We start from the raw sequence: 15,030 nt of genomic DNA, 5'->3' as shown, positions 1-15,030 counted from the left end.
CGACGTCAACAGTGGATCAGCACTAGACACTTGGTCACAGTCGACATGCGACTCGGGCAGCGATCGCGTCTCACTCTCGGACAGCTCGTCCGCGCAAGCATCGTCAACTTCTCCGTTCCCGAGTCCGCACGAAGCAAGCGCCATCGCTCCGGTCGCACCTTGCCGCACTCGGCTTCGGCAATGTCGGCACCGCCATGTGGATCGCTCCGACACGGATGAAGAATGCCGCCGAGGAGGCCGTTGCCGAACTCGGACTCGACAAGTACGCCGCGATCTTCGTCGGCGACTACGTCGGCGGCCAGGATCTCAGCACTCTCCTCTACGAGAGCTGGGACCTCGCCGAGATCGACCGGCGATACGAGGAGTTCACGGAGCGGTTCCAGACCGAGGCGGACCGGCTCGACCGTGGCGTCGTCGAGCCGGCGCAGGCATTCGTCATCTATCTCGTCGTTATCGATCACTGGCGCAAGTTGCCGTTCCGCGATCCCGGTCTGCCGAGCGACTGCTGGGCGTCAACTGGAAGGCACCGGCGGCGGGGGCGTTCTTCGAGAAGCTCGTCGGCGCTCTGGACGGTAGAGCACTGGCCCACGCCACCGGTCACTGGACCGCAGGTCCCCGCCGGGAGTCGTGACTCCTGGCGGAGCTAGAGGATGTCGGCCAGGTCGGCGGTGGGGATGCCGTGCGCATCGCCGACCTGGACGTTGGCGAGCCGGCCGGCGTGGGTGTTCAGGCCGAGCGCCAGCGACGCGTCGTCTTGGAGTGCTTGCTCCCAGCCCTTGTTCGCCAAGGCGACCGCGTACGGCATGGTCGCATTGGTCAGGGCGTACGTTGACGTGTGCGGGACCGCGCCGGGCATGTTGGCCACGCAGTAGAACGTCGAGTTGTGCACCGTGTAGGTCGGGTCAGCATGGGTGGTCGGGTGGGAGTCTTCGAAGCAGCCGCCCTGGTCGATGGCGATGTCGACCAGCACCGATCCCGGCTTCATCGCGGCCACCAACTCGTTGCTGACCAACTTCGGTGCCGCAGCGCCTGGGATCAGGACCGCTCCGATCACCAGGTCCGCCTGCTGCACCTGATCCGCGATCGCCAGCGTCGACGACGCCAGTCCCTGCACACGGTTGTCGTACCGCCAGAACGACATTCGCAGCTTGCCCAGATCGGTGTCGAGCATGGTGACCTCGGCGCCCATGCCGAGCGCGATGTTGGCGGCGTTCTGTCCTGAGACCCCGGCACCGATGATCACTACCTTGGCCCGCGCGACACCGCCGACACCGCCGACACCGCCCAGCAGGACACCCCGGCCACCAAAAGCCTTCATCAGGTTGTACGCACCCACCTGCGGCGCGAGACAGCCGGCCACCTCGGACATCGGGTACAGCAGTGGCAGACCGCCGGACGGAAGCTGGACCGTCTCGTAGGCGATGCCGGTCACCTTGCGCTTGATCAGCTCCTCGGTGAGCGGCTTGTCGGCGGCGAGGTGGAGGTAGGTGAACAGCACCTGTCCCTCTCTCATCCGCTCGTACTCGGGTTCGATCGGCTCCTTGACCTTGATGATCAGGTCACCCGCGGCCCAGACGTCGGCTGCCGAGTCGAGAATCTTCGCGCCCGCGGCGACGTAGTCGAGGTCGTCGATCATCGAGCCGGCACCTGCCGACGTCTCGATGTAGACCTCGTGGCCGTGGCGGGTCAGCTCACCGACCCCGCTTGGGGTGAGCGCCACCCGGAACTCGTTGTTCTTGATCTCTTTGGGTACGCCGATCTTGGTCACGTCGGATGCTCTTTCGATGAGTTCTGGTGGAGGTCATGCTGTGGTCGCCGCGCGGTGCCGGCCGGCACCGGTCGCAAGGCTTCGCCGGATCCGGTCGCGACTGTCCGCGTCACCGGTTTCGAGGTCGGCCGTCCGCACCGTGTGGACACGGCCGGCAGCCATGACGAAGCGAGGCCGGTGCAGGGCTGCGATGTTCTCCGTCACGTCGCCGTCGACGGCGACCACGTCGGCACTGAGTCCTGGCTTGAGTCGACCGGTGACCTCAGCGAGACCGCAGATCTGTGCGGCTACATCGGTTGCGCTGGCGATCGCCTGGCGGGCCGTCATGCCCGCGTCGACGTACACCTCCAGGCAATCGGCGAAGCGCTCGAAATGGACAAGCGGAATTCCGGCATCCGTACCAGCGACAACGGTCGCGCCGAGGGCGATCAGCCTGCTGAGGTTGTCGATCACCGCATCGCGTTCGTCCCACGGGCACATGTAGTGCTCCGCGGTACAGGCAGTGTTCATCGCAGGACTGACGGCAATGCCCTGCCGGACGATCAGGGCCGCCACCCGGGGATCGAACTGAGTACCGGACTGCGTCACCCAGCCGCAGTGTTCGATGCAGTCGACGCCGGCGAGCACGGCGCGTTCGATACCTTGGCTGCCGAGGGCGTGCGTCGTGACGGGCAGGCCCGCGGCGTGTGCTTCCTCGACGATGGCCGTGAGCTCGTCAACGGTGTACCGCGCCTCGGATGGATGACTGCCCGGCGTCATGAACCCGCCGGTACTCATCGCCTTGATCAGATCGACGCCTTCTTCGGCACGCCGGCGTACCGCCGCTCGCACCTCGTCGATGCCGTCGGCGACACCGCCCATTGCCGCCGCGTGACCTCCGCTGACGGTGATCGGGGCGTTCGCGACCTGCATCCTCGGAGTCGCGTAAGGCAACGTAGGCAACAGGTCCCGGATCTCGGTGCCCATTGTCCCGGGTGCACCCAGGTCGCGAGCAGTAGTGACTCCGGCATCGAGCAGGCGCTGCGCGTTGGCCAGCATCAGCTGCCGGAGAGCGTCCGGATCGGCCTCCATGTCGGTGAGGACGGTGCCCGAGGCCGGGTCCAGGCCAAGATGAACGTGGCAATCGATGAACCCGGGCAGCAGGGTGCGATCGCCGAGATCGACGACCTCGGCCGCCGCCCAATCCGGAGCCGCGCCGCGCGGGCCGGCGTACGTGATCGTGTCGCCCTCCACACACAGCACCGCATCGTGGATCAGCGGTGCCGACGAATCGGTGAGGAGGCTGGCTGCGGCTAGCGCAGTGCGAGTGGTCATCATTGGCTCCGGTAGTCCCGGATCGCGGTACAGACGCGATCGATGTCCTCGGTGGTGTTGTAGTAGTGGAACGCCAGCCGCAGGATCGATCCGCGCGGTGACGCGACGATTCGGCGCGCGGCCAGGTACGCCGCGAGGTCTTCCGGGTTGGTGTCGACGAGCGCGACCTGTGGGCCGGGCAGCGCATCGGGAGCGGGACGGCTCAGTGTCTCGCCCTCCTCGACCAAACGGTCCCCCGTCTCGGCCACCAGACCCTCGACGTGGTTCCAGCGGGTGATCGGGTCCACCTGGCCGAGCACCTCGACTCCGGCGCGTACGGCGTACATCGTCGGGATGGCCGGCGTACCGGACTCGAATCGACGAGCCTCCTCGGGGAAGTTCAGGTCAGCCGGATCGAAGCTGAACTGGTTCACCCGGCCGAACCATCCGGTCATCCGGGGCTCCTGGTGATCCGGTACGCCGGACCGCGCGAACAGCACCGCGGTGCCGGCAAGACCCAGCAGGTACTTCAGCGTCCCGGTGACGAGGTAGTCGCAATCCAGCTCCGCCACATCGATCGGGACCACACCGGCACCTTGGTACGCGTCGACGAGGACGCGCGCGCCGACCGCCCGCGCGTACTTCGCGATCTCGTTGACCGGCTGGAGCGATCCGTTGGTGTAGAGGGCCAGCGGGATCGACACCAGGCGTGTCGCGCCGTCGATCTGGGTGCGGTAGGCCTCGACAACACCGACTTGCCGCATCGCGTCCTGAGTGACGCGGCGAACTTCACCATCGGTACGGCGCTGCGCGTGCAACACCTGGCCGACGCTCGGGAACTCGTCACCCATCGAGACGATCACACCGCCATCGGTGAGATCCACTGCGTTGGCGACTTGGAAAGCGCCATGCGATGCCGAAGGGACGAACGCGATCTCGTCTCGGGATGCGTTGAAGAAGCGCGCCATGACGTCACGCAGCCGCTCCTGCTCGACCAACCACGCGTCCCAAGGAGCTCCATGGTCACGCAGGGTGTATGCCATCTCGGCGAGTGCCGCCGTGACACGCGTCGAGATCGCCCCCTGACTGCACGAAGCCAGGTGGGTGGTGTCGACCAGGCTGGGGAACTGCGCCCGGAACCGGTGTGGGTCCATGAGTCTCCTCCACAGAGCTGCAAGTTGATCAGTCAGGGTAAACATATATCACTATGACTACGCAAGACGGCAATCCAGAATTGCCGTCGTCAGGCCTTGACGAGGCAACCATGGTTACTGACACTGATCGAAGTTCACCTGCTCTAAACGAGCGGTTCGTCCTAGCCTCACCGCGTGTGTCGATCGGAGTAACCATGTCTCGACCATCCGCACCAGCCGCCGGGCACACGTCCCGGCTCCGCTGGCACTGGCTTCTCCTGGTGATCCCGCCTCTGTGGTGCATCGCCGCGATCCCCTTGGTCAACCAGGTCGGCTACGTCTTCGGTTCCATCCCGTTCCTGCTGGTCTGGATGACGGCCGGCGTCCTGGTCGGCTCCGCCGCGATCGCGGGTGTGTACCTCGTCGACCGCCGCAACGGCGAACTCGATCGGATCTAGGGAGGCTCGAAATGGCAATGATTCTTGCCTTCGTCATCGCGATCGGCTCGATCGTGTGGGGCACTGCCACGGCCGCTCGCGGCCAGTCGATGAACATGCAGGAATGGTCGGTCGGTGGCCGGCGGTTCGGCACCTGGCTGTTCTGGTTCCTGCTCGTCGGCGAGACGTTCACGACATCCGCGCTGCTCGGCGCCTCCCAGGCAGTGTTCACCAACGGCTCGCCAGGATTCTTCGTCCTCGGCACCGTCGTCCTCGCGGCGACCGTGGGCTACTGGGTCGTGCCGAGGATCTGGCGAGCCGGCAAACGCCGCGAACTCGTCACCATCGGCGACTACTTCAGCAGCCGTTTCGAGGCACCGTGGTTCGGTGGGCTGATCGCTGTCTTCGGCGTCATCGCACTGCTGCTGTACACCCAGGTGCAGCTGACGGGCCTGAGTCTCATCCTCGCCACTCTCTTCGGTACTTCGGTACCCAAACTGGTGTACGTCGTTGCCGGCGGTGCACTGGTCGCGGTGTTCGTGCTCGTCGGCGGCCTGCGCAGCGCGGCCTTCACCGCGATCGTCAAGGACGTTCTGCTGATCGCAGTCCTGCTCGTGATTGCCGTCGGCGCCTCGGCGGCGGCCGGCGTCCACGGCCCGATGGGAATCTTCGACGCCGTGAAGCAGACACACCCGAACGCCGCGACTCTGCCGGGAATTCTCGGCGCGAGCGGGACGAACACCTGGTGGTGGATGAGCTTCCTCGTGCTCGCCCCGCTGGGCCAGTTCGCCCTGCCCCACATGTTCCAGGTCTCCTACAGCGCCAAGGACGCGGCCACGATCCGCCGCAACCAAGTCATCCAGCCGCTGTACTCGCTGTTCTACGTACTAACTGTCTTCATCGCTCTGGCCTCCCTGCTGGCACTGCCCAACCTCCCCGGCAAGCAAGCCAACCAATCCCTGCTCATCTTCGTGCGCGACAAGTATCCCGACTGGGTCATCGGTCTCCTCGGCGGCGCAGGCATTCTCGTTGCGCTCGTGCCCACCGCCGTACTCATCCTCACGGCCAGCAGCCTCGTCACCCGCAACGTGATCGGTCCACTGTCGAGCTGCTGGTCCTCGTCGCTCGCCCTGACTCGAATCGGCGTCGTCGTGTTCAGCGGCGTAGCCATCTTCCTCGTTGCCCATAGCAATGCGAAGCTGCTGAGCCTGATGACGAACCTGTACAGCACCGTCGGCCAACTCGCACCTGCCGTGTTCTTGTCGATGCTCTGGCGCCGGGTCACTGCGGCCGGACTTGCCGCCGGAGCGATCTGCGGAGGCCTGATCGTCGCCCTACCCGCGCTCGGCTCGATCGCCTTGAAGGCAGTGCCCGCCGGCACCGTCGTCGGCCTTCCGGCACTGGTCATCAACGTCGCCGTCGTTATCGTCGTCAGTCTGGCCACGAAGCCACCGTCGAAGACCGCGATCGAGGTTGGTATCGCGGACTCGTCACCGGCTTCCGTCGAGGAACCGGCCAAGGTCGGACGGTAGTGAACCCTACGAAGACTGGGTACGCCGGGCCTCGCGTCCGGCGTACCCAGCCTTGCTTCTGGATAATGGTGCCGTGACTGTGACACGGATCCGGGAAATTCGGACGCTTCGAGGCATGACCGTCCGGGAACTCGCCGACAACGCCGGGGTCTCCTCCGCCCTGATCAGCCAGGTGGAACGCGGCGTCACCGACCCGAGCCTGGAGACCATGCGCCGGATCGCCGAAGCGCTCGACACGCCGATGTTCAGTCTCTTCCAGGACGGCGACGACGAGACCGTTGCCGTCATCCGGCGCGAGGACCGGTACGAGATCTCCTCACCGCACCACGCCATCACCTATACGCGTGCCTCCCCCGGCGGATCCAAACTCGAAGTCCTCGAGGGATCGCTCGAACCAGGCGCGGCCACGTCCGAAACACCCCGATCACACCCGTCGGAGGAATGCGTCGTCGTCCTCGCCGGACGCCTCACCGTCCAGGTCGGCGACCAGACCCACGTCCTCAAGATCGGCGACAGCTGCACTTTCGACTCCAACATCCCGCACCTCTACCGCAACGAAGGCCGAAACGTCGTCCGCTTCCTCCTCAGCGTGACTCCTCCGAGCTACTGACCGAGCTGATCAGATGGCGCGGTAGAGGTCGGCTTCGAAGCGGTAGGCGTCGCCTCGGTAGGTGTTGTAGCCGAGAAGGATCGGCGTACCGGCGCGGTCGTAGGCGACCTCGCGCCCGATCAGGACCGGGTTGCCTGTAGGGATGGTGAGCAGCGCGGCGGTTTCGGCGGAGGCCGCGTCGGCCTGGACCGAGTAGGCACTGCGGTAGACCGATACCGAGCACAGCTCCTCGAGCGCCTCGTACAGTGAGCGGTCGGTCAGGTCAGCGCTCAGCAGCGGCGCGCCGATCGTCATCGGGATGACGTTGGTGTCGACGCAGATCGGGGTCGAGTTCATTCCGCGCAGGCGCACCAGGACCAGGACCTCGCCGCCGGGCGGCATGGCCAGCTTCTCCGCTTCGTCAATGGTCGCGGAGCGCGGTGCGCGCTCCAGCACGGCAGCCGTGGCGGTGAGCCCGCGGAGACGGGCCATCTCGGTGAAACTCTGCAAGGTACTAGGCGGCTCGCCGACGGTCGGACTGGGCACGAACCATCCCCGTTGCGGCGAGCGGGCGATCCGGCCCTCGCGCTCGAGATCGCCGAGAGCGGCGCGCAGCGTACTCCGGCTTACGTGGAGCTGATCCGCGAGCTGACGTTCCCCCGGCAGGCGTGATCCGGGCGGGTAGACGCCTCGGTTGATGGCGTCGCTCAACTGGCGGGCGACGCCGGCGGCGACGGTTGAGGTCCTCATCGCCATAACCATACCAGTTTTGGCTTTGGCTCAAAACTGGGCCGAATCTGGCATAACTGGTCTGGTTATAGCTACGGTTGACGACGTCCGCTCGGAACGGGGGCATCCGACGAATCGAAGGAGACAGGCATGAAGAAGCGGCACCTGATGGGCGCGGCTGCTGCCCTTCTCGCCACAGCCACGATGCTGGCGGCGTGCGCACCCGGTGGTTCCAGTTCCGGCTCCACGAACGCACCCAGCGGGGCCTCGACTGATGTCTCTGGTGAGGACGTCACGTTGAAGATGCTCGACTTCTGGCAGGGCGAGGAGGGCAAGTGGATGGATTCCGTGGTCGCCGGGTTCGAAAAGGAACACCCGAACATCAAGATCGAGCGGACCACCCAGGACTGGGGTCAGGTGATGAACACCTTGAACCTGCGGCTCGCGGATCCCAACGGTCCCGACCTCGCTCTGGTGAACAACGGCTGGCAGTCAATGGGCACGCTGGCCAAGGGCAACCGCATCCTGAATCTCGACGCCTACGCGTCCGCGTACGGGTGGAAGGACGAGATCCCGACCACGATCCTGCGCCAGGAGCAGTTCACGGCCGACGGCAAGCAGATGGGGAACGGTTCGCTGTACGCCGTCCCGGCGGCCCGGTCGTCGCTGATCGGGCTGTACTACAACAAGGCGATCCTGGACAAGCTCGGGTTGCAGCCGCCGAAGACTCTCGACGAGTTCGAGAAGGCCTGCGCCGCGATCAAGGTCGCCGGCCAGGTCCCGATCTCGTACGGATCCCAGGACAAGGGCTCCTCGACAGTGATCCTGTTCGCGCTGCAGGATCTGTACGGCTCGGCAAAGGACATCGGCGACTTCGTCTACTCCAGCGGCTCGGTGCCGATCACCTCCACCGGGATCACGCAGGCCGCGGCAGCGGTGAAGAAGTGGAACGACACCGGGTGGCTGACACCGAACCACGCGGGTGTGCCGTTCGCCGATGCGATGAACAACTTCCTGGGCGGCAAGGGCGCGTTCCAGTTCAACTACACCGGATCGCTCGGGTTCTCGGCGGCGCAGAAGCAGACGTTCGGCTACGTGCAACTGCCGCAGGCAAGCGGTGACCAGGTCGTCGGCACCGGCTCGACGGTCGGCAACCTGGCAATCTCGACGAAGTCCAAGCACCCCGACGCCGCCGCCGCGTTCCTCGACTACATGGCCAGCAAGGCAACTGCCCAGGCCAGCGTTGATCACGGCTACCTTCCGTTGCTGCACAACGACGTCCAGGAACCGAGCGGCAACCCTGAACTCGCGACCGAGATCGCCGCCCAGAAGAAGCTCGACGAAGGCAACGGCTTCGTGCCGTACTTCGACTGGTCCACGCCCACAATGCTCGACACGCTCGGTGGCCAGACCCAACTGTTGCTCGCCGGCAAGGTGACGCCTGATCAGCTGGCCGCTGCCGGGCAGAAGGACTACGACGCATTCCAGACTCAGCGGGCGAAGGGCTGACCGGATGAGTTCCCGTCAGCTCCTCCACCGGCGGGCCGCTCCGGCTGCCGTCGTCCCGGAGGAGGCCGGCTCCCGTCGCACCAAGCCGGGCTTGTCCGTGCGTGCCCGGAAGCGGCGCTGGCTCGGTCTCGCGTTCGCGGCACCCGCACTGCTGATGTACGGCTTCGTAGTTCTCGTTCCGATCCTGCAGAGCGTCAGCTACTCGTTCTACAGCTGGGACGGCGTCACGACCGCACGGTTCGTTGGCCTGAGCAACTACACCGCCTTCTTCACCGATCCCGAGCTCGGCCAGGCACTGGCACACGTTCTCGTACTGGTCCTGTTCTTCGCCGGCCTGCCGATCCTGCTCGGCCTGCTCTCCGCCGCCCTGCTCGGCCGCGGCAAAATGCGCGGCAGCGGTGTCTACCGCTGGCTGCTGTTCCTGCCGCAGGTCCTCACCAGCGTTGTGGTCGCCGTGATCTGGAAGCGGATCTACGGACCGGACGGCCCACTCAACGGCGCGCTGCGCGCTGTCGGCCTCGGCGACCTCGCCAGGAACTGGCTCGGCGACTTCACCTGGGCGCTACCCGCACTCGGCGTGATCGGCACTTGGACCGCGTTGGGTCTGTGCATGGTGTTGTTCGTCGCCGGCGTTGCCGCGATTCCCAACGAGCTGTACGAGCAGGCCCGGCTCGACGGCGCGAGTCCGGTCAAGGAGTTCCTCGCGATCACATTGCCGGCGCTGCGCGGCCAGCTGGCAGTCGCGCTCACGCTCACCGTCACGGGTGCGCTGCGGGCGTTCGACCTCGTCTGGGTCACGACGCAGGGTGGTCCTGGTACGTCGACCACCACGCCGGCCCTACTGCTCTACCGCAAGGCCTTCCTGAACCCTGACGTGGGAATGGCGGCCGCGATCGGGATCGTACTGGCGATCATCTGCCTGCTCGTGGCACTGATCATCACGAGACTGTCGGAGGAGAGCGCATGATCTCCCGTACCGAACGCGTCCTGAACCACACCGTCCTGGCGCTCGTCTCGATCCTCGTGCTGTTCCCTGTGGTCTGGTTCGTCTTCACTGCGTTGAGTCCGAACCGCTCCGGTCAGCTCGACCTCACGCACTTGCACTGGGAGAACTTCAGTACCGCGTGGGAGCTCGGCGGATTCGGCAAGGCGATGCTCGCGTCCGCGGTGATCACGATCGGCGCGGTGACCGGGCAGACGCTGCTCGCCATCCTGTCCGGCTTCGCTTTCGGCGTCCTCGGGGTCGCTGGCCAGAAGGTGATCTTCCCGGTCGTCCTGCTCGGCCTGATGATCTCGGCCGAGGTCTTCATCGTCCCGCTCTACTACACGTTCCAGTCCCTCGGCCTGACGAACTCCTGGCTCGGGCTGATCATCATCCAGATCGGTATGGGCGTTCCGTTCGGCACGTTCTGGATGCGTGCGACGTTCCGCGCCGTACCCACGTCGCTGGTCGAGGCGGCCGAGATGGACGGCGCCCGCACCTGGCGCATCCTCTGGCAGATCCTGCTGCCGATCTCCCGGCCCGCCGTTCTCACCCTCGCGCTGCTGTCGTTCATGTGGACCTGGAACGACTTCTTCCTCTCCCTGATCTTCATCGCTGACCCGGCGATCCAGCCGGCCACGCTGGCGCTGGGGGTCTTCCAAGGGCGGCACAGCGTCGATGTGAACCTGCTCGCCGCCGGATCACTCATCGTCGCCCTCCCGGTGCTCGTGCTCTACGCCTTCTTCCAGCGGCATTTCATCCGCGGCGTGCTGAACGGCGCCCTCAAGGAATAGCCGCCCTCTCCCTCCCGAAAGCGAAGGAAATCCCCCTATGCACGTGCCGCCCGAAGTCCACGACAGCCCCGACCAGGTCGGCCTGCTCGCGGCCGAGGACATTGCCGCCGGCATCGAGTCGGCCGCGACGGCGGGCCGGACGTTCGTACTCGGCTGCCCGAGTGGCCGCAGTCCGCTCCGGACCTACGCGCACCTCGCCGATCTTGTTGCCGAGCGCAACCTCGACCTCAGCCACGTGATCGTCGCCCTGATGGACGAGTACGTCGTCCGCGCCGCCGACGGGTTCCAACTGGTCGACACCGAGCTCCAGCACAGCTGCGTCGGCTTCGGACGCCGGCAGATCCTCGGCCCGCTGAACGCGGCGGCCAGTCCAGGCCGCCGCATCCCGGACGAGAATCTGTGGTATCCCGATCCTGCAGCCCAACCCGGTGCGTACGACGACGCGCTGGCAGCCGTCGGAGGGATCGACATCTTCCTGCTCGCCTCCGGCGCCTCCGACGGCCACATCGCACTGAATCCCGCCGGAACCGCGCCCGACAGCGTCACCCGGGTCGTCGAGCTCGGGGACGCGACCCGTCGCGACAACCTCGGGACGTTCCCCTCGTTCCGGCGGCTGGAAGAGGTGCCCCGGTACGGCGTCACCGTTGGAGTCGCCACCATCCGCGACCTGTCGCGTGCCGTCATCATGGTCGTCACTGGAGAGCACAAGCAGGTCACCGTTCAGCGCGTCGCTGCCGCCGGCTCCTACCAAGCGGACTGGCCGGCCACCGTCCTCAGCGAGTGCGCATCCCCACGATTCCTGGCAGACCGGGCAGCGGCCGCGCTGCTGTCCGCTGCCTCCTGACCTACCAGCTACGAAAGGCACACTGTCCTCATGGCACGCATCAAGCTCGCATACCTCGGCGGCGGCTCCTCGCGGGCGGCCGGCACGATGGCCTCACTGCTCTGGCACGCCAAGGAGTTCGCGGGCTCCGAGTTCGTCCTGATCGATCTGGATCCCGACCACCTGGAGGTCGTCCGGGCGATCACCGAGCGGATGATCAAGGCCCAAGGCCTCGATGTCACCGTCACCGCCACCACGGACCGCCGCGCCGGCCTGGCCGACGTCGACGCGGTTCTGTCCAGCTTCCGGCCCGGCGGTTTCGCGGCCCGCGCACTGGACGAGCGGATCCCGATCAAGCACGGCGTCATCGGGCAGGAGACCCAGGGCCCCGGCGGCTTCTTCATGTCGCTGCGATCGGTCAACGTACTCAAGGGCGTCGTCGAGGACCTGAACGCGGTCGCCCCCAACGCGAAGATCTTCAACTACACCAACCCGGTCAACATCGTCTCCCAGGCCGTCACGCAGTACAGCGACGTGCCGATCGTGTCGATGTGCGAAGGCCCGATCGTCTTCCCGCCGGTCGTCATCAAGGCCGCCGGGCTCGACCCGGAGCGTGCCCAGGTGACGATGGCCGGCGTCAACCACAACTGCTGGAGCACCGAGGCCCTGTACGACGGCGAAGACATCATGCCGCTGCTCGAGAAGGGGTGGGAAGAGCGCAAGGACACGCTGGACGCCAACTCCCGCCGAGCGCTGCACCTCGCGGTGACCATGGGGTCGATCCCGTCCGACTACTTCAACTACTACTACTTCCGCGAGGAACTGCTGCGCGAGCAGCAGGGCGCAGCCAAGACGCGTTCGGAGCTCATCATGGACGCTGTCCCGGGCTACTGGGACCACTACCGTGAGCAGTCGACCGTCGACGCCCCTGAGCTGGACCCGGCGCGCTCGCGCGGCGGTATCCACGAGCTGGAGCTCGCGATTGACGTGATGAGTGCGCACTACAACGACACCGGCGCCCGACTGCCGGTCAACCTCCCCAACGCCGGCGGCGCGCTCGCCGGGTTCGACGAGAGCACCGTGGTCGAGGTCTGGTGCAACGTCGACAAGAAGGGCTTCCACATCGAGCCACAGAAGCCGCTGCCGCACTCGGTCCTCGGCATCACCCAGGAGCTCGCCGAGTACCAGATCCTCGCCGCGAAGACAGGCTGGGAAGGCACCCGCAAGGACGGCATCCAAGCCCTGCTCGCCAACCCGCTCGTCAACAACCTCAAGGTCGCCGAAGAGCTGTACGACGAGATGGCCGCCGCGCACGCCGCCTACCTCCCGGAGCGACTCCTGCCGTGAACGACCTCTTCCTCGGCGTCGACGCCGGAAACACCAAAACCATCGCCGCCGTCGCGGACCGGCACGGGAACATCCGCGGCTGGGCGCGCGGTGGGCTCGGTGACATCTACGGCGTCGACGACCCGGGAGAGGCAGTAGCCGCGGTCCTCCGACTCGTCGACGAAGCACTCACCTCCGCGCGCAACGTCGTACCCAACGGGCGCTTGGTATCGGCAGCCTTCCGCCTCGCGGGCGTCGACTGGCCCGAGGACACCGCACTCTGGACCGAGGCGCTCGGGGGCCACCTCGGTCCAGACGTGCGATTCTCAGTCAAGAACGACGGCTTCGCCCTGCTGCGATGCGGCGACCCGGACGGTGTCGGCGTCGCGGTCTCGCTCGGTACTGGCGCCGCAATCGCGGGCCGGGGCCGGGACGGGGCCGAGTTCGCGTTCTCGTTCTGGCTGCAGCACCCACTCGGCGCTGCAGGCTTGGTCGACGACGCATTGCACGCGATCTTCCGGGCGCACACCGGTCTGGCGCCCAGCACCTCGCTCTCACAGGCAATTCCCCAGTTCTACGAGGCGGCCTCGGTCGAGGATCTACTGCACAGATTCACCCGCCGCGACAACACCGAGGGCACTCACCTCAACAAGTCAAAAGCAGCCCGCGTCGTACTGCGCGAAGCCGAACAAGGCGATCTCGTTGCTCTCAGCATCGTCGACCAGCACGCCCAACTAGTCACCGCCTACGTCGAGGCCTGCGTCAACCAGGTCGGTCTCGACGAACCTTTCACCCTCACCCTCGGCGGCTCGGTAGCCGCAGACGATACCCTCCGCAAAGCCATCCTCCGAGAACTCGGCCGCCAACTCCCCCACGTCGACGTGGCATCACAAGACACCGCACCCATCCTCGGCACCGTCCTCGACGCCATCGCCGACGGCGGAATCCCACTCACCCCCGTGCTCCATGCGGCCGTCCTCAGCCAAGCAGGTTCTATGACTTGATCCGTTCGCAGCCACGTCACTGATCGGGCCGCGCAGAGGTATGCGCGAGCAGGGTGGAGTCAGTGGGCCGGTGGGGCGGCGGTGCTGGTTCGGACGATGAGGGATGTCTTGACCACGGTCTCGCGGGGTCGCTCCTCCTGTTTCTCGATGCGGCGGACCGCGGCCTCGACGGCAGAGTTGCCCATCAAGTCAGGGTCTTGCCGGACGCTGGTCAGGTCGACCGAGGAGAGCCGTGCGATCGGTGCGTCGTCGAAGCCTGCGATCGAGATGTCCTCGGGGACCCGGACGCCGTTGCGGACCAGGGTGTTCAGGAGGCCGAAGGCGGCGTGGTCGTTCGGTGCGACTGCGGCGGTCGGGAGCTCGGGTCGGTCGAGGAGGATGTGTCCGGCCGCGGCGCCCACTTCTTCGAAGTAGCTGGCCTCGGTGTAGTCGCCGGGTGCCGACACGATGTCCGGGGGCAATTCGAGGCGCTTGGCCGCGCGCTCGTAGCCTCGGCGACGCAGGGCGCCGGGCGGCATCGCGGCGGGATCGACGTAGGTGATTTGCCGGTGGCCGAGCTCCGCAAGGTATTCGACGAGTTGCTCGATCCCCTTGTCGCCAGACGACCGTACGACGTCGTAGAACTGGTTGCGACGGCCGTAGCCGACGTCGACCACTGGTACGACGCTCCGCTCGGCGACGGCTCGGAGTCCGGCGTGCTTGAGGTCGGAGCCGATCAGGATGAGTGCCGCGCAGCGGTGGCCGAGCAGCTCCTCGACCGCCAGCTCGGTGCTTCGGGTGCCCGTTTGCGCGCTGAGCATGATGTCGTATCCGCGCGCCGACGCCGCGGGGTAGATCGCCTCGACGATCTCGGGCTCTGTCGAGTGAGCCGGTGCGAAGACGACCCCCAGGTCCTTGCTGCGGGCGCGGCGTAGTGATCGCGCCCCGACGTGTGGACTGAAGCCGAGTTCCCGGGCGGCCTCACGCACCCGTCGCCGGGTCTCGTCGCTCGCTCCCGGAGCATCGCGCAGTACCAGCGAGACGAGTTGACGCGAGACGCCGACGTGAGCCGCGAGGTCGGCCATGGTCGGCGGACGAGGCGTCTCCGCCGCGTCGCTGCTCATCGGACCTC

15 protein-coding genes are annotated in these 15,030 nt (G+C 66.5%); 10 read left to right on the top strand and 5 right to left on the bottom strand.

Annotation, left to right across the window (positions count from 1 at the left end; translation table 11 throughout):
* The first annotated feature begins 194 nt into the window (after window positions 1-194).
* The gene (locus E0H92_RS27290; protein WP_131498180.1) at window positions 195-647 is read left to right on the top strand and encodes a PaaX family transcriptional regulator C-terminal domain-containing protein; all 453 of its coding nucleotides are present in this window, start codon (window positions 195-197) and stop codon (window positions 645-647) included.
* Here E0H92_RS27290 and ald read toward each other — a convergent pair.
* Genes ald through E0H92_RS27275 form a run of 3 tightly spaced genes read right to left on the bottom strand, consistent with a single transcriptional unit; the run spans window position 644 to window position 4,215 of the window.
* On the bottom strand, window positions 644-1,768 hold the full coding sequence (gene ald / locus E0H92_RS27285; protein WP_131498179.1) for an alanine dehydrogenase: 1,125 nt from the start codon (window positions 1,766-1,768) through the stop codon (window positions 644-646). The genes E0H92_RS27290 and ald overlap by 4 nt on opposite strands.
* Window positions 1,769-1,801: 33 nt before the next feature.
* The gene (locus E0H92_RS27280) at window positions 1,802-3,082 is read right to left on the bottom strand and encodes a metal-dependent hydrolase family protein (protein ID WP_165550040.1); all 1,281 of its coding nucleotides are present in this window, start codon (window positions 3,080-3,082) and stop codon (window positions 1,802-1,804) included.
* Window positions 3,082-4,215, bottom strand: a complete 1,134-nt coding sequence (locus tag E0H92_RS27275) for an aminotransferase class V-fold PLP-dependent enzyme (protein ID WP_131498177.1) — start codon at window positions 4,213-4,215, stop codon at window positions 3,082-3,084. Before E0H92_RS27275 ends, E0H92_RS27280 begins: the two co-directional genes overlap by 1 nt.
* Window positions 4,216-4,409: 194 nt before the next feature.
* Between E0H92_RS27275 and E0H92_RS44300 the strand changes: the two genes are divergently transcribed.
* The 3 genes from E0H92_RS44300 to E0H92_RS27260 all read left to right on the top strand — a co-directional run bounded on the left by E0H92_RS44300 (window position 4,410) and on the right by E0H92_RS27260 (window position 6,773).
* Window positions 4,410-4,652 carry a DUF3311 domain-containing protein gene (locus tag E0H92_RS44300; protein WP_165550038.1) on the top strand — a complete coding sequence of 81 codons (243 nt, stop codon included), beginning with the start codon at window positions 4,410-4,412 and terminating at the stop codon, window positions 4,650-4,652.
* Between the two features lie 11 nt (window positions 4,653-4,663).
* Window positions 4,664-6,163, top strand: coding sequence for a sodium:solute symporter family protein (locus E0H92_RS27265; protein WP_131498175.1), 1,500 nt, complete (start codon window positions 4,664-4,666; stop codon window positions 6,161-6,163).
* Between the two features lie 73 nt (window positions 6,164-6,236).
* Complete coding sequence (locus E0H92_RS27260) at window positions 6,237-6,773, top strand: helix-turn-helix domain-containing protein (RefSeq protein ID WP_131498174.1); 537 nt, start codon at window positions 6,237-6,239, stop codon at window positions 6,771-6,773.
* A gap of 9 nt (window positions 6,774-6,782) precedes the next feature.
* On the opposite strand, the gene E0H92_RS27255 is transcribed toward E0H92_RS27260, so the two are convergent.
* The gene (locus E0H92_RS27255; protein ID WP_238173604.1) at window positions 6,783-7,502 is read right to left on the bottom strand and encodes a GntR family transcriptional regulator; all 720 of its coding nucleotides are present in this window, start codon (window positions 7,500-7,502) and stop codon (window positions 6,783-6,785) included.
* A 129-nt stretch (window positions 7,503-7,631) separates the two neighbouring features.
* Between E0H92_RS27255 and E0H92_RS27250 the strand changes: the two genes are divergently transcribed.
* Genes E0H92_RS27250 through E0H92_RS27225 form a run of 6 tightly spaced genes read left to right on the top strand, consistent with a single transcriptional unit; the run spans window position 7,632 to window position 13,919 of the window.
* On the top strand, window positions 7,632-8,990 hold the full coding sequence (locus E0H92_RS27250; RefSeq protein WP_131498172.1) for an ABC transporter substrate-binding protein: 1,359 nt from the start codon (window positions 7,632-7,634) through the stop codon (window positions 8,988-8,990).
* Between the two features lie 4 nt (window positions 8,991-8,994).
* The gene (locus E0H92_RS27245; protein ID WP_202873834.1) at window positions 8,995-9,957 is read left to right on the top strand and encodes a carbohydrate ABC transporter permease; all 963 of its coding nucleotides are present in this window, start codon (window positions 8,995-8,997) and stop codon (window positions 9,955-9,957) included.
* Window positions 9,954-10,766, top strand: a complete 813-nt coding sequence (locus E0H92_RS27240) for a carbohydrate ABC transporter permease (protein WP_131498171.1) — start codon at window positions 9,954-9,956, stop codon at window positions 10,764-10,766. Before E0H92_RS27245 ends, E0H92_RS27240 begins: the two co-directional genes overlap by 4 nt.
* 37 nt (window positions 10,767-10,803) lie before the next feature.
* Window positions 10,804-11,610 (top strand): 6-phosphogluconolactonase, encoded by an 807-nt coding sequence (locus tag E0H92_RS27235; RefSeq protein WP_131498170.1) that lies wholly within the window; start codon window positions 10,804-10,806, stop codon window positions 11,608-11,610.
* Between the two features lie 30 nt (window positions 11,611-11,640).
* On the top strand, window positions 11,641-12,936 hold the full coding sequence (locus tag E0H92_RS27230; protein ID WP_131498169.1) for a family 4 glycosyl hydrolase: 1,296 nt from the start codon (window positions 11,641-11,643) through the stop codon (window positions 12,934-12,936).
* Complete coding sequence (locus E0H92_RS27225; protein WP_131498168.1) at window positions 12,933-13,919, top strand: BadF/BadG/BcrA/BcrD ATPase family protein; 987 nt, start codon at window positions 12,933-12,935, stop codon at window positions 13,917-13,919. The genes E0H92_RS27230 and E0H92_RS27225 overlap by 4 nt, the downstream gene beginning before the upstream one ends.
* Before the next feature lie 59 nt (window positions 13,920-13,978).
* Here the strand turns inward: E0H92_RS27225 and E0H92_RS27220 are convergent, their stop codons facing one another.
* On the bottom strand, window positions 13,979-15,022 hold the full coding sequence (locus E0H92_RS27220; protein ID WP_202873833.1) for a LacI family DNA-binding transcriptional regulator: 1,044 nt from the start codon (window positions 15,020-15,022) through the stop codon (window positions 13,979-13,981).
* Between the last annotated feature and the right edge of the window lie 8 nt (window positions 15,023-15,030).

Source organism: Kribbella speibonae (genome assembly GCF_004331375.1).
GTDB classification, from domain to species: domain Bacteria; phylum Actinomycetota; class Actinomycetes; order Propionibacteriales; family Kribbellaceae; genus Kribbella; species Kribbella sindirgiensis.
The sequence above is the reverse complement of the archived record's forward strand: the minus strand, read 5'-3'. Positions and strand labels throughout refer to the sequence as shown.

Excerpts from the sequence above, each read along its gene's own strand:
- E0H92_RS27290 (WP_131498180.1), top strand. The coding sequence starts at position 195 with ATGTGGATCGCTCCGACACGGATGAAGAATGCCGCCGAGGAGGCCGTT.
- E0H92_RS27280 (WP_165550040.1), bottom strand. The coding sequence starts at position 3,082 with ATGACCACTCGCACTGCGCTAGCCGCAGCCAGCCTCCTCACCGATTCG.
- E0H92_RS27275 (WP_131498177.1), bottom strand. The coding sequence starts at position 4,215 with ATGGACCCACACCGGTTCCGGGCGCAGTTCCCCAGCCTGGTCGACACC.
- E0H92_RS44300 (WP_165550038.1), top strand. The coding sequence starts at position 4,410 with ATGTCTCGACCATCCGCACCAGCCGCCGGGCACACGTCCCGGCTCCGC.
- E0H92_RS27265 (WP_131498175.1), top strand. The coding sequence starts at position 4,664 with ATGGCAATGATTCTTGCCTTCGTCATCGCGATCGGCTCGATCGTGTGG.
- E0H92_RS27255 (WP_238173604.1), bottom strand. The coding sequence starts at position 7,502 with ATGAGGACCTCAACCGTCGCCGCCGGCGTCGCCCGCCAGTTGAGCGAC.
- E0H92_RS27250 (WP_131498172.1), top strand. The coding sequence starts at position 7,632 with ATGAAGAAGCGGCACCTGATGGGCGCGGCTGCTGCCCTTCTCGCCACA.
- E0H92_RS27245 (WP_202873834.1), top strand. The coding sequence starts at position 8,995 with ATGAGTTCCCGTCAGCTCCTCCACCGGCGGGCCGCTCCGGCTGCCGTC.
- E0H92_RS27240 (WP_131498171.1), top strand. The coding sequence starts at position 9,954 with ATGATCTCCCGTACCGAACGCGTCCTGAACCACACCGTCCTGGCGCTC.
- E0H92_RS27235 (WP_131498170.1), top strand. The coding sequence starts at position 10,804 with ATGCACGTGCCGCCCGAAGTCCACGACAGCCCCGACCAGGTCGGCCTG.
- E0H92_RS27230 (WP_131498169.1), top strand. The coding sequence starts at position 11,641 with ATGGCACGCATCAAGCTCGCATACCTCGGCGGCGGCTCCTCGCGGGCG.
- E0H92_RS27220 (WP_202873833.1), bottom strand. The coding sequence starts at position 15,022 with ATGAGCAGCGACGCGGCGGAGACGCCTCGTCCGCCGACCATGGCCGAC.